The organism is Stenotrophomonas sp. 93052_Sma (assembly GCF_056481145.1).
On the sequence record NZ_CM151134.1, the window covers coordinates 2,708,226 to 2,723,607 of the forward strand.

At 69.0% G+C, this 15,382-nt stretch carries 1 protein-coding gene and 2 pseudogenes; all 3 read right to left on the reverse strand.

The window, feature by feature from the left end; all coding sequences use genetic code 11:
• Positions 1 to 172: 172 nt before the first annotated feature.
• Positions 173 to 12,552 (reverse strand): annotated as a pseudogene (locus ACZK2V_RS12695) (filamentous haemagglutinin family protein).
• Positions 12,553 to 12,752: 200 nt separating this feature from the next.
• Positions 12,753 to 13,928, reverse strand: a complete 1,176-nt coding sequence (locus ACZK2V_RS12700; protein WP_049422989.1) for a substrate-binding domain-containing protein — start codon at positions 13,926 to 13,928, stop codon at positions 12,753 to 12,755.
• A gap of 254 nt (positions 13,929 to 14,182) precedes the next feature.
• A pseudogene (gspF, locus tag ACZK2V_RS12705) lies at positions 14,183 to 15,380 on the reverse strand (type II secretion system inner membrane protein GspF).
• Positions 15,381 to 15,382 lie beyond the last annotated feature (2 nt).

Genomic DNA, 15,382 nt, shown 5'->3' on the forward strand with positions numbered 1-15,382 from the left:
CCCGACGGCGCTGTGTCGGTGGTCCTCACCGCTGATGGCCGCTCCCTGCCCTCCGTGCCGTCCTGGCTGGGGCCGCCACCGTTCCGTGGCGGCTGGCCCGATGCTGCAGCCCGATGCGCTGCACCGGGCAATGCGTGCCGACCAAGGTCGGCACCTGCCGGGGCGTGGATGCCTAGCGGCGCTCGGTGCCCTCGTCCCGGCTGGCCTGCGGGAACTGGAAGGCGCTGTTGGTGTCGTAGCCACTGCCGGCGGTCGTGCCACGCGCAGGCGGAGCGATACTGCTTGTACCACTGCCAAAGCCCAGAATCTGCACGCTGATCACCGATGGCTGGTTGCGCCGTGCATCGTCCTGGCTCTTGCGCATCACATCCTGTGCGGCCTGGCTGGCACTGTTCGCCGCCGCACTGGCCGAGGCCAGCGCATTGACGTTCACCGTGGCCAGCACCGGCAGGCCCTTGCTCTCGCCCTGTACCTGGATATTGGCGGCGTTGAGCACCTGCAGCGCCGCCAGATTGATGTTGCCCGAGACGCGGATACCGGCCTCGCCCGCATCGATGGTGCCCAGCGGCGCGATCAGGTCGACGTCGCCCGGCGGCACTTCGGCGATGGGGTTCAAGGTCGCAATGCCTGCGCCACTGGCGGGAGCCTGCGGCGACAGGATCACATTGCCCCAGCCGTCATAGAGGCGACGCGGTGGCGTGTACAGCAGCGTCGTCTGCGAACCGCGACCGGCATTGATGTCACCCTGCTCCGACCAGGCCAGGATGTCGCCGCCAAACGTGGTCATCACCCGCGACAGGCCCAGCAGCACGCTGTCCTGGCTGAACAGGCGGATATCGCCCTGCCCCTGGGTGACGAGGCCGGCGCTGGCAGGCGGCACCACGCCCTGTACGCCGACCACGATCTGTCCGCCCGGTGCCATCAGTTCGATGTTGCCGCCCGCCTCGGTGCGCACGCCGGAACCGCCGTACATCACGATATCGCCGGTACGGTCGATCGTCGCACCGGCCGCATTCCTGTCCGGCATCAGCGTGGCGATGGCTTCGCGCCCGCGCAGGTAGGAGCCGAAGCGGGGCCCTTCTGCATCGGTGTACTCACGCCCACCTTCGCGCAGTTCGGCGTAGTACACCTGACGCAGGAAGATGCGCTGCTGTTCCTGCGGCAGTGCGTCGAATGCAGCCAGCGCCCCGTCGCCGTCGGCAGCCACGCCGAAGCGCTGCTGCAGCCACTGCTTCAGCTCCTGGTTGTAGACCTTGACGGCCTTGCCCGGCTGCGACGCGAGCGATTGCGCGGGATCGGCCAGATTCGCAGGATCCAGATAGCGGGCACGCAGGGCCGCGAAATCGATCTGCTGGTTGCCGGCCATCAGCGCGATGCTGGCGCCGGGACGGTTATCGCCCTGCACGATGCCACCGAGGCTGACGATGCTGCCCGCATCCTCCTGGCGCAGCTGGCGGCCGGCATTGATCTCGGTGTTGCCGGGGCCGGCGATGGTCGCGTTCAGATGCACGATGTCGCGGCCCGCCGCCACCACCGTGAAGTCGGTGGGCGCGGTGTTCAGCGCGGTCATCGACACCCCGAGGATGTCCCGGCCTGCCCGCAGTTGCACGGCGCCGGCGGCCTCGAACCAGTTCAGCTGCGTGCGCTGCCCCCCGTTGGGAGTCAGCGTGCGTTGGGCGCCGGTGGCCAGACCGATGATGTCGCCCTGCACCGCGTAGAAGCGGCTCGGCGCCAGGGCCGCAGACACGGTGGACAGCGGAGTATTCGGACCGAACGCAAACAGCGGAAGCGACGCCTGCGGCGATGCAATGTTGCCGTCGACCGACAGGTTGTGACGCGAGCGGGTCACATTGCCGCTGGAATCCCCCTGCTCGGCCATGAATGCAGGGTCGAAGGGTCCCGGCAGGCGCGCGTCGCTGGCGGAGCGCGCGATCTGGGTCGCGCCACGCTGGGCGAAGATGCCGCCACCGGCCAGGACGTCCAGCCGTCCTGTCGCCGAGGGTGCCAGCAGGATCACATCCTGCGTCCCCGGCGTGGTGCTGATCCGGTCCAGCTTGACGTCGCCCTGCGCAGCAACGGCGCTGAAGCGCGAAGGATAGAGCCAGTAGTTCAGCAGCTCCTCCCGGCTGCCCGGTGCCAGCGCAACCTGCTCGGGCCACAGATTGCTGCCGGTCACGTTATCCGGCCCGGCCAGGCCCGGCGCCAGGTCGCCACCGGCACTGAACAGGTCCACGGCGGTCGTGTCGGTCCACAGGGAGAACCAGGTGCTGCCCGCAGCGCGGCTGCCGTTGTCCTGCACCACCGCGCTGTAGTTGGCCGGTGGAACCCGACCGGCATCGGCGACGCCGCCGAGCACGACGTCACCCCGCGCCTGCAGCTGCGCGACCGCATCGCCCAGCACCAGCACCGGCCCGCCCATCGGGCGAGCGGCGTCGGCGGCGAACAGATCGGCCGCACGCAGCTGGCCCAGCGTCGCGTAGCTTTCCAGGGTGACGCCCATTGCACCGATGCGTCCCGCATCCAGCTGCAGGCTGCCACGCAGATTGCTGAAGGTACCGTTGAGGTCGAGATTCTGTCCCGCCCTGGAGGCATTGAGGCTGGAGAACGTCGCCCGCAGATTCGGATTCAGTGCGCCACCGATACGCAGTTGCAGGTCGCCGCCGCCGGTCAGGTGCAGCTGGCCATCGCTGACCCGGCCGGTCGATCCCACCGCCGCGATGATCGCACCCGAGCGCGGTGCGATCGTCGAGTCCAGCGCGTCACCTATCGCATCGCGCACGCCGGCGTCACGCCCGGCCTCCAGCGTCAAGTTGCCGCCGCCCAATGTACCGAAGCCGGTGAAGCCGACCATCCGCGGAGAGGCGCCAGCAGCAGCGGACACGTTGGTGTAGGCGCCAAAGTTCACCCACCAGCTGGTCGGCACCGGCTCCACGCCGGTGGTGCTGCCGGTTCCCTGCCGCCACAGCCAATTGCCGACCGCGGCACTGGAGTACAGCGCCCAGTCACGCTCGCTGGTGCCCGACTCTGCGCGCCCGGTCCAGACGTCACCGACGATATCTCGCCCGGCTTCGACGCGCAGGTTGCCGCCATGATCGGGATACCAGGCCTGGTAGGCGGCCAACGCGGCATCATAGCTGCCCGGCACCAGGTTCGGACCCAGCAGTGCGGTGTTCCTGGGGGCTGCTGCACGGGGCGAATTGAAGGCAGCGTCGCGGCCCTCGCCCAGCGTGGTGGGAGTGCCCGCCGTGTACACACCGAAGCCGGACTTCATCACGACATCACCGGCAGCGAGCAGTTCCAGGTCCCCCTTGCCGGTGCGCAGCACGCTCCAGGCCGGCGTGCCCGCGCGCTTGCCGTAGGTGGTCACTTCGGTCTGCGTGCCACCGCCGGCGCAGTAGCTGGGTGCGGTGCTGCAGAACTCGTCTTCGGTCATGCCGAACATCGCCGCGAAGTCCTTCGCAGGGGTGCCCACGTAGGACTCATCGCCCCAGTAATCCAGCGAGCCCTGCGCGGCCACCTGGCGGGGGGCCGGGCCGCAGTAGTCAGCCGACATCGCACAGAACTCATCTTCGGTGAAGCCGTACATGTCGGCCAGCTCCGCGATCGGACGGCCCGCATAGGAGGTGTCGCCGATCCAGTCCAGCGATGCCCGCTCAGTCAACACACGATCACCCACCCAGATGATTTCGGTCTTGACCGTACCGATCGAGCCCTGGTGGGTATCGGCCAGCACCACGCTGCCTTCGGCGCCCCAGCGCCGGCTGCGTGGATCGGCCGCCCCGGAATCGGCACCGGCAACCACGGTCAGGTCCCAGGAGGTGGTGCCCTCGGCCAGCATCGGCGCCAGCGCCCAGTTGCGCCCCTGGTTGCCGTTGGCATCGGCCGGCCGCAGATTCACCGGCCCGTTGCCGGGCAGCTCCACCTTGGTCAACGATGGGATGTAGGCGCCCACCTTGAGCTCGACTTCGCGTGCCAGGCGCAGCGCAACCGGCAGCACCGCGCCGGCGGGCCACTCCTGTGCCGCCATCTGTACGGCGCTGCGCAGGCGGAAGCCGGCCCCCAGGCGCGCACCGGCCGCCAGCACCAGCGGCTCCTGCAGCACGGTGCCCGCCGCCAGCGTCTGCCCGGAGTCGGTGGTCACCGCCGCACCCAGCACCGTGCCCGCAGGCAGGCGCAGGGTCTGCGAGATCACCATCGGCGCGGGCAGCACGGTACCGACCGGAAGCGTTACCGATTCGACCGGCACGTCATAGTTCAGGCGGGTGCCGGCCTGGAACTCGGTGCCGGGCTGCAGCTTCACTCCGTCCACCGGCACCACCAGGTCGCCACCGAAGGGGGTGTGCCCGGCGCTGCCATTGCGAGCCTCATACAACTGCCAACCGCCCTCGTCCGGCGTGGACGGCGGCGGTGCGAAACCATCGTTGATGCTGCCATAGACGTTGATGTTGCCTTCGGCGCGCAGTACCAGCGAAGCCGATTCACCGAAGCCACGCCGCGATGGATCGGCGCGGTTGGCTTCGGGCCCGTAGCGGTAGCCGGACAGATCGATGTCGCCGGCAATGGTCAGGTCGCCCTCGGGATTGGCCTCGCTGCGCCGCGCCACCACCTGCACGCCGGGACGCAGGCGGACGTCGCCCAGCGCGGCGGTGCGCTGCTGCAGATCCGGATTGCCCAGCGCGCCATCGATCCAGGCCACGCTGTGCGGATCGACCACCTGGTCCAGCCACTGCTGGGTGACCAGCTGCGCGCGGTTGCCGCGCACATCAGCGGTGGTGGCCAGGGGCGCATCGTCGTAGCGACGGACACCATTGAGCTGGATGTCGGCCGCGCCATCGATGCGCAGGCCGCTGGCCGCGGCAATCGCCGCGTCGTTGCTGCCCAGCCGCGGCACATCGATCTTCAGCGAGCCCCGCGCCATGCCGTCGTTCTGTCCAGGGCCGTCACCGAGGGCAACGTCGCTGCCTGCACGCATGTCCAGGTGTGCCGCGCTGCCCAGACCAACGGCGCCTTCGGCGCTGCCCAGCGTGATGGTGGCGCGGTTCGGACTGTCGATGATCTTGCCATGGCTGTCCACGCGCAGGCCGGTACCGTGCGCGTCCAGCGTGCCGTCCACCTGCAACTGATCACGGGCGTACAGGCGGATGCTGCCGACCTGCTCGCCGCTGGCATCGATGCGGCCGGCCACGGTCATGCTGCCCGCGTCGACACTGATGTCGACCCGGCGCGCCTTCACTTCGTCGCCGATCCGCAGATCGCCTTCACCGATCTGGAAGCTGCGACCACCGACGACGCCGCCGGCGGTCAATCGCTGGTTGAGGCCGGTGAAGTCTTGCAACTGGCGTGCCCGCACCACCAGTTCACCACCGTCGTAGGGCACCAGCGTGCCACCGGCATCGTAGCGGCCACTGGCGGTGCCCTGCAGATCACCCGCCAGATCGGCTCGGCCGGCCATTGCGGTGACCGTCATGCGCCCGCCGCGGTTGTTGCGGGCGGAAACATCGATGCGGGAGGCCGCATCGGTGCGGATGTCCCCCGTGTCGCTGGACAGCAGGACATCACCGCCCCAGCTGAACTTGTCCACGTCGTACAGCGAGACCTTGCGCCCGGCAAGGTCCAGCGCCGCCCGGCTGCCAAGCGTGATGCCCTCGCGCGCGTTCGCAGACAGCCGTCCTGACGCCAGCGCGATCGTGCTGTCCAGCGTGATCCGGTTGGCGTCGATGCTCAGCTCACTGCCCAGTGCATCGCCACCCGCCTTGCCGGTGCCCCCCTGCAGGCGGAAGTCGCCGCCGGTGCGCACGCGCAGCTGCGCGCCGGGATCGGCGGTCAACAGCGGTGTATCGATACCCAGGCTGCCTCCGCTGTACTGCCAGCCCTTGTCGGCCAGATAGTCGCCGCGCTGCTGGAACACGTCCAGCGTGCCCTGCGCGGAGAACGACAGCTGCTCCGAAGCACTCAGGTTCAGCGCACTGAATCCGAGTACCTGACGGTTGGCAGGCACCTCGGAGCTGGGACGGCTGAACGGGGCGCGCCAGCTGCAGGTTGCGGGTGACGATGTCCAGCTGCCCGGCGCCGAGCCGGTCCACCATCGGATCGGCCGGCGGCACCGACGCATCGCTGCCCGGACCCTGCGTCGCCGCCAGCGAACCGTCCCAGACCAGTGTGTCCACCAGGATGCGCGCACGGTCGCTCGCCGCACCATAGCCATGGATGGCCTGCGCGCCCAGTACCAGCGTCTGCAGGCCACCGCGGCCGGTGGCACTGTCGCGCGCATCCAGGTCGACGCTGCCGAAGACGTTGACAGAATCCCGCGCGACCAGGCTCAGCGTGTCCAGCGCCGGCGCGCCGGTGGCATCATTGCCGCGCAGCAGTTGCTGCAGCACGGACTGGTTCATGGTCATGCCACTGGGCAGCGCCCCTGCCGCAGCGGCCTGCGCGATCGCTTCGGCACTGCCGAGGTTCAGCGCCGCCATGCTCAGGCCGAGCTGACGGGTGCCATAGCTGGCCGAGTCGCGCATCTGCAGCGTGCCATCGGTCGCTACCGCGATGCTGCCATCGGAAACCAGCCGGGTCTGGCCGTCGCACGCCGTCTGGCACCCCCCGATGTCGATTGCCACCGGACCGGCCTCCACGCCGGTGGTGCCGGTGATCAGGTTCAGGCGCTGGTTGGACACCGCCAGCAGGCCGCCGGAGACCTGGTAAGGCAGCGTCGCCCTGGCATCCGCGTTGGCGGATGCGAACGGCAGTGTATCGAGGGTCGCACCGGCCTCGACCAGCACGCCGCTGCCACCGGAGGCCGCTGCCACCAGCACTTCCGGTGCGTTCAGGGTGACTCCGGAACGGATCGCCACGCTGCGTGCCTGGCCGGTCACCGCCACCTGCGAAGTCACCTGGTTGAACTGCCCGCCGATCATCATCCGCACAGGCAGGAAGGCATTGAGCGCGTCGTCGCTGAAGGTGGCACCGCGATCACGCGCCTGCGATTGCGCACCGCCATCGACGATCTCCAGTGAACCGACCGCCGGGCTGGCCAACGTGGCTGTCAGCGTGCCGCCGCGCCCGTTGTCGGTGGCGGCGCCGAACCGCGCGGTGCCGGCGAAGCGGATGGCAGGCGTGTCTGCACGACCTGCGCCTTCGCCCAGCGCCAGGGTCAACCCGAGCGCATCGATGGTCTGCCAGCCGCGCGACTCGCCGCGGCGGTCGGCCACCGATTGCGCGAAGCTGTTGTAGGAGGTTTCGTTGTAGCCCGAGTGCCGGCGTACCACCGCGGCGGGGGTCAGCAGGATGTCGGTGAGCAACGGCGAGATTGCCGCGCCCAGCGCCGCGCGCTGCTGCCCGGACACACGCCAGGTGCCGGTGCCGGTCGCGATGGGTTGCGCGATGCCCGAGGCCCCGGTGGCGCCCAGCTCCACCCGGAAGGCACCGGGCTGCAGCGCATAGCTGGCCGGCATCAGCGTGTAGGTGCCTGCCACCAGGCCGGGCACGCCCGCCGGCACGGTGATCTGCTGACCCACCCCCGGTGCGGCGAATCCTTCCTCGCCGCTGGGGGCGAATGTCCCGGCGCGTCCCGGCACGATTGCATACACCGGGTTGCCCGACGCACTGAATTCATAGCGCGGATTGGCGTCGGCCAACGCCGTGCGCAGCACGTCGACAGAGCCGCCGCGCCCGGACACGAAGGCCGCACCCGTCAACTCACCACCGCCGGACATGTCCAGCAGTGCCCCCGGCGCCACCTCGACCTCGTTGGCCTTCAGGGTCACCCCCATCGAGGAGATGCCGGCCGGCGTCAGCGAACTCACGCTGCGCGTGCCGACCCGCCAGTCGACACCATCGACGGTGCCACCATAGGGCAGCGACAGGCCGGCACCGCTGGTGGAGGTAACGCTGCCCGGGAGCAGTTCCACCCGGCTGCCGACGGTTCCGTTCTGGATCAGGCCGCCCAGCTGCAGCGTGCCCATCGGCACCTGTACGTTGCCGCCCTGCTGCACCGTGGCGGCCACCAGGCGAAGCGTGCCCCGCGCCGATTCCGGCGCCGGCTGCGTACCCGCACCGATGCCGTGGATGCGCAGCACGGCATCTGGATCAGCCCAGTAATCAGCGGTCTGCACGGTCTGCGCAGAAGCGCCGGCCACCAGCGTGCCGGCCGCACCCGTGGTGGGGTACAGGCGGGCAGCGGTCACATCCATCGAACCGGCCGTCATCAACGCGCTGGTGTTGCCATTGCTGGCAATGCTGTTGGTCAGGCGCACATCACTGCGGCTTTCCAGCGCCACGTGTTCGAACCCGGGCAGCCAGGTGACGTCGCGGATGTCGATCAGCTCGGCCTGCACCGCCAGCGCATGCTGGTCCGGCGCCGCCGAGGCAACATCGGCCGTGACCAGCAGGTTCTCGCCCGGCAGCTGGCGCCAGCGTGCCTGCGCCAGGCGGACGTAGGGCGCACTCAGTCGCAGCCCCGAGGACGGTCCGGCATCCACGGCCATGCCCAGGCTCGACGTTCCCTGGCCGTGGAAGCGCAGGCTCTGGGCCAGGCGCAGGTCGACATCGCCGGCGGCGCGGATGTCACCGAACACGGACAGGCTACCGAAGCCGCCGGCCTGCAGCTGCTCGACCGACAACGCGGCGTGGCCATATTCCAATGCGGCCGGCAGTGGCTGCGCCGGTGCGTTGTGCTGGCTGAGGCTGATCGCACGCGCCCGCAGTACCTCATCGCTGGCGCCACGTGCATGGATGCTGCCGCCAAAGGCCAGGCCAAGCGTGCCGCCGCGTGCGCCGGCACCACCGGCGGCCGCGTCCATCCCGCCGTCCAGGTACAGCGCATTGGCAGAGCGCAGCACGATCTGCCCGCCGTCGCTGTCCACGCGCACACGGCCCTGGCCGTCGATGTCCAGTTCGGCCGACGCGCCCCGCGCCTGCAGGCGCGCACCGCGTTCGACCACCACGAAGGCTTCCGGTGGACGGTTGTCGACGAATGCTGTGCTCTCCCAGTCCAGCGCCCCACCAATCTCGATGCGTCCGCCCGCGCGCACCTGCCCGCGCAGGCGGCCGCTGGCATCGGGCAGCGAAATCGCGTCGGCATCGGCATCCAGCAGCGCGCCTTCGGCGAAACGCCAGGTGCGTTCGGTGCGCTGCCCGGCGTACAGCGCGTTTTCCGGTCGCACATCGTCGATCAGGATGCGGCCGCCCTTGGCGCGCAGCGTGCCTTCAACATCGATGTTGCCTGCACCAAGCAGCGAGATCGTCTGCCCTGGATCGACCGCCACCAGTGCATCCGTGCCGACCCGCAGGTCACCGCCCACGCTGTTGCGGTCCGAACGCAGGCTGATGCTCGCGCCTGCGCGCTGGCTGACGCGCCCGCTCGACGGATCGGCGCTGTACAGCGGCGCATCCCACGCCGCCAGCGCGCTCGCCCGATCAGTTGCCATCCGAGCGCCCTGGGTCAGCTGCAGGCCCGGCAGGGCAGCGACCAGCTGCGCGCCATCGGTCACCTCCAGGCCCTGGTGGCCATTGATGTCGTACTGCGCAAAGCCACTGCCGAACAGGCCGGGGTCCAGTCGCAGCGACGCGCCCGCCGGGTCCGCATCGCCCACCCGAACGTGGCCACCGGTTCCCAGCGAGAAGGAACCACTGCCCTGTCCTCGGCCACTGAACCGGCTCCCCTCGCCCAGCTGCACCCGTCCACTGCCGTCGGTCGCAACCGTGCTGCTGTTCGCCTGCAGGCTGACGCTGCCCCCTTTGCCGATGCGGCCCTTGCCGCGCAGGTCCAACGCGGCGCCGGCCTCCACGTCAACCGATGCCTCGGCGCCCACGACCACGTCATGACTGTTGCTCAGGCTCAGGCGACCGCCATCCGTCCATGCACCGCTGGCGTCGAGCGGCATCGCCAGTGACGCATTGCTCCATTCACCGGAGAGATCGATCCGCGTGCCGTCGGCAATGGCGGTGCGGGCGCGGCCATCGTGCAGCAGCGCCGTCGGCCGGCCCTGGACATCCAGCAGGTTGCCCGCCGACAGCTGGCCGCCGGCAATGCCGATGTCGCCTGCCAGTTCCACCTCGCTGCCGGTCAGATTGAGCTGTCCGCCTGCCTGAAGGCGAAGGCTGCCATCGATGCGGATGCGATCGGCGGTCGCCAGGTCGATCCGTCCCCACTGCTGGGCACTCAGCTCTGCGGTATCCAGCCACACTGTGTCACGCTGCTCCTCGTTGACCGGCGCCAGCAGCGACCACGCCGCCTTCGTCGGAGCCTTGTCATCCAGGCGCACCTCCGAGCCGAACACACCGCTGCGGCCCTGGCCGTCGTAGCGCCCCAGGTACAGCTGCGCGTTGCGTGCGGCCGCCGTCTGCGCCTGCGCATAACCCTCCAGCGCGGAATCCGGCCTGCGGTTCTGCTGCGCGCCCTGGAAGGTGGCAGTCTCAACCTGCCCATCCAGCACCGCGGTCGGTGCGGAGACGATCAGGCGTCCTGCGTCGCGGCCGACCGTGTACCCGTTATCGACACGCTGCGCCGCGAATACGATCGGATCACGGAAGGTCTCGGTGATGCCCCAGCGCTCCTGCTTTACTTCATGGCCGCTGTACAACCCATCGAACAGCATCTCCGCCGGCGCATCATCGAGGCGGTAGACTTGGCCATCGACGCCGCGCACCCAGCTCTGCCGGATCACGCCGCTCTGCACATCCAGACTGCCACCGGCAAGGTTGATGCGTGAGCCGCCATGCGTGATCACTTCCCTGCCGCCCAGCAGGACGGTGCCTCCCTGCGCGGCCCATTCGCCGATCGAGTGCCCCTGGTTGTCGAGGTAGCCGCCCACTTCCAGCAGGCCACCCGCCGCGTACCAGCGCTCACCCTCGTAGCCCCCGGTACCGGCCGGAACGTGGACCAGCCGGCGGCGGTCGACCCAGACCTCGCTGCTGGTCAGCTTGCCGCTGTCGCGGTTGTCCAGGGCATCGCGCAGTTCGTTGCCTTGGACCTTGACCTGGACATTGTTGCTCTCCATCGACACCTGTACGCCCACTGCACCGGAAACATCCACGCGTGCCGCGTCGTCTACGTAGCTGCGGGCCGCCGCATCGGCAATGATCTGGCCGCCCGTGGCAACCGTCAGCGAATCCGCACTGAAATGGATGTTGCCACCCGAGACGATCTCCACCCGCGACTGGTCCCGGCGATCATTGTGCTGGGACAGATTGTCGAAGGTTGCCGAGCGCGCCGGCGCGGATCGCGTCCTGCTCTGCCGATTCCTTGATGAGGCTGTCGCGCTGCGTATCCAGCACCGTGGCCTTGCCATCGTCCTCGATCAGCACCGCCGTGGTGGCTCCATCGGCAAGCGTGACGCTGCTGCCGGCATCACTGGCCGAAGCCAGAAGATGCACGGTGCCGCGTTGCGCAAGCGTGGTGCTGGCCACGGCCACACCGGCCTGCTCGACGCTGCGCCCGGCCAGGGTCACGTCACCCTCGCGGGCGCGCAGCAGGCCGGTGTTGCGCACGCTGCCAGCCGTGCTGCCAGCGATGAAGCGCGGCGCGATTTCATTGCCGCGGGTGGTGGAGCTGGTATTGGTCGCCGTACCCACGCCGCGCCGGATCACGAAACTGTCACCGGCAGCGAGCTGCACCTGGCCCTTGCGCGCCTCGATATGTCCTGCATTCTCCACGCTGTGCCCGGCCAGCAGCACGTAACCACCGCCGCGCGTCGCACTGGTCGGCTCATGGGTCGCGATGCGGGCGCCCTGCTCCACCATCACCTTGCCGAATGCATCGCTGAGCGCGCTGCTGCTGGCGTCGGGGCTGTACAGGCCGTTGTCGCGGAACTGCGCATCGCTGATCCGTGCTGCGGCTGCCAGCAGGTTACGTACATTGACCTGGCTGTTGTTGCCGAACACCACGCCATTGCGGTTGGCCACGAACACCGTGCCATTGGCGTTGAGCTGCCCCAGGATCTGGCTGGGCCGCGCACCCGGGTCATTGACCCGGTTCAGCACGGCCCAGTCAGGGTTCTGCAGGAAGTTCAGCGTGGTGTTACCGCCGATGTTGAAGGTCTCCCAGTTCAGGATCGCCTTGTCCGCGGTCTGCTCGACCGTGACCTGCACCCGCCCGTCGCTGCCCTGCGACTGGACCGCGTCGCGCGCGTTGAGCCAGCCACGGGTCAGCGGGTTCTGGTCGACGCTCAGGCCGTCCTTGCCGAGGCCATCGGCAACGATGAAGCCAGCCTCGCGGCGCGCCTGCCGCGCCTGTTCCTGCAAGCGCTGCTGCAGGGCAATCGCCTGCGCTGCGGTGCCGAGATTGTCGATCGACTGCTGCAGCTTCTGCCGTGCTGCATCCTGCTGCTGGGCCGGCAACTGGAACTGGATCGGCACGCCGTTGGGCATGCGGCCACTCTGTGCCGCGCTGCCCTGGGCCGCGCCGCGGTCGGCGAACCAGCCCGGACTGAATGCCTGCTGCGCCTGGCTGGCCGGGGCCACCATGCTGCCCAGGGCGACCGCGATGGCCCACGCCATCGGATGATTGCGGCGCATCGGCGCGGCCGGATGAACAGCGGACGGGAGCGGGTGCGACATCGGAACCTCATCAACCTGGTGGGCCGCGGCTGCGGCGACGATCGGGGAGGCACGCGCAACGCATGCCCTGCCACAGATAGACGGTTCACGTGACACGAAGCCGACAGCGAAACGCTGCAGCGGCGGCACCGTCGCGGAAATGGCGACGCCGGCCCAGAAGGCCGGCGTCGGGTCAAGCAGGACTCAACCAGTGCTGCGGATTACAGCGGACGACCGATGCCCGAGCAGGTGCTGGGGTTGTTCAGGCCGGCAGCGCTGCTGGCCAGCACGAAGCGGTTGCGGATAGCATCGCGCCAGGCCTTGGTCAGCGGGATGAAGCCGTGGTCGGTGATCGACTTCTCATAAGCGACGGTGTAGGTCGCCGGATAGTGGCGGGCCAGGAAGCCGCGCAGGCTGGTGGCGACGCTCGAATCCTTGTAGCACTGGCCGATCACCAGGTTGGTGTAGCCGGCGATCGGATAGCCGGCCGACGGGTTGCCGAACACCGGCACCCAGTTGGCGGGGTCCTCAGCAGCGGCGCCGGTCGGCGGAGCGACGGTGTCCAGGGTAGCCTGCACGCTCACCTGGTCCGGCGAGAAGCCCTTGACCTTGGCGACCTTGGTCGCATCGGTCAGGCTCGGGATCACGTCCGGGCCGACGTAGCCGATACGGCCTTCAGCAGCGTAGACAGCGTTGTACAGCGAGGTGCCACCGGTGGCCGGGGCGGCCACCAGGAACGCCGGCAGGGCGCCGTTGTCATCGCGCTTGTACAGGTCGGCGAAAGTCGACTTGATGGCGAACTTGCCACCCACCAGCTTCGAGGTTTCAGCGTTCTCAGCGGCACAGGCGGCGGTCAGGAAGCGGCTGAACATTTCGCTGGTACCGCTGCTTTCCGGGCGGTACACCACCTGGATCGGACCGCTGCGGTTGGAATCGATGGTCGACCAGTCGCTGATCGCACCCGAGAACACGCCGCAGATCTGCGCCACGCTCAGGTCCACCGCCGAACCGGCCTTGTTGAACGGGATGGTGACCGACGTGGCCACCGACGGCACCTGGATCAGCGCGCCGTAGCGGTTGGCGTTGGTCGGCTGGTTGAAGTTGGTGGTGTAGGTGCTCAGCTCGGTGCTGCTCAGCACCGAATCACTGCCGGCGAAGTGCACGGTGCCGGTGGTCGAGAACAGCAGCGAGTTGTTTTCCAGGAAGGCCTTCTTGCCGGTGCCCGAACCGGTCACGGCGTAGGTGAAGTTCGCCGGCAGGATGCTGTCGGACGAACCCTTGTAGAGGTCGGCCGGCAGCGAAGCGCCGCCGCCGGTAACGGTCTGCGCCGAGGCGGCGCCAACGGTAGCGAGCAGCGCGGTGGCAACCAGCGCGGCCAGGGTCTTGTACTTGTTCATGATCTTCTCCTGAAGGGTTTACTGCGAAGGGAAACACCAAGGGAGGAACGGTCACTACACGCCTGCTGCCGCCGAGGGCCTCCCAGCCCACTCTGCGGCGACGTGTCCATGCTGGTCCGCGCCGATGACAGGCCGCTTAAGAAACCTGTGGAAGATCGAAAAAAGGTGTGGAGGATTGTGTGGAGAATCGGAAGCGTGCCGCGCTGCGCGCTCGCCGGGCATGGCGCGGCGCTACCCGTGATGTCCGTTGCGCATCACTGCACCAGCTGGTTCATTTCCATGATCGGCATCAGCACGGCCAGCACGATGGTCAGCACCACGCCGCCCATCACCAGTATCATGGTCGGCTCCAGCAACGCGGTCAGTGCCATCGCGCGGCGCTCGATCTCGCGCGAGATCGTCTGTGCCGCGCGATCCAGCAGTGGTGCCAATGCGCCGGTCTTCTCGCCGCTGGCCACCAGGTGCACCAGGATCGGCGGATACACCTTCTGCACCTTCAGCGCAGAGCCAAGCGCGGCACCTTCGCGTACGCGCGGACACGTCATCAGCGCAACGCGCCAGCAGCGCATTGCCAAGCGTCTGCCGCGCCGCTTCCAGTGCACGCAGCAGCGGCACGCCGGCATCCAGCAGGATCGCCAGGGTCGAGGCAAAGCGCGCACTGTTCACACCCAGTACGAAACGACCGACCATCGGCACCCGCAGCAGCATCGCGTCCCAGCGCAGGCGCAGCTCGGGCTTGCGCAGAGCCAACCGCCATGCCACCACCAACGCAGCGATGCCGAGCCCCACCCACACGCCCCAGCCGCGCACGAACGCGCTGGCCGCCAGCATCACCTGGGTCAGCATCGGCAGCGTCTGCCGCGCCTGCACGAACGCGGTCACCACCTGCGGCACTACGTAGCTGAGCAGGAAGATCACGATCGCCACCGACACCAGGCTGATTGCCGCTGGGTAGATGAAGGCGGTCAGTACTTTGGCCTGCAGCGCGTTGCGTTCTTCGATGTAGTCGGCAAGGCGCTCCATCACCCGCGCCAGGTCACCGGAGTCTTCACCTGCGCCCACCAGCGCCCGATAGATCGGCGGGAAATCGCGCGGCCGCGCGGCCAGCGCAACGGTCAGGCGCTGGCCGGCACGCACGTCGGCGCGTACGGCGGTGAGTGCCTGGGCCACATGCGGGCGCTCGGCCTGTTCGATCACCGCAGTCAATGCGGCTTCCAACGGCAGGCTCGCGGCCAGCAGGCTGGCCAGCTGGCGCGTGGCCCAGGCCAGCTCGCTGGCAGACAGCCGGCGGGCGCCCCAGCCACTGCCCGCACCGCGCGCCGCGCTGACCTGCACGGGTGTCAGCCCGCGACCGCGCAGCAGCTGGCGTGCGCCGCGCGGGCTGTCGGCGTCCAGCTGACCCTTCTCGATGCGGCCCTGCGCGTTGGCAGCCTGGTAGTCGAACAGTGCCATGC

Excerpts from the sequence above, each read along its gene's own strand:
- ACZK2V_RS12700 (WP_049422989.1), bottom strand. The coding sequence starts at position 13,928 with ATGAACAAGTACAAGACCCTGGCCGCGCTGGTTGCCACCGCGCTGCTC.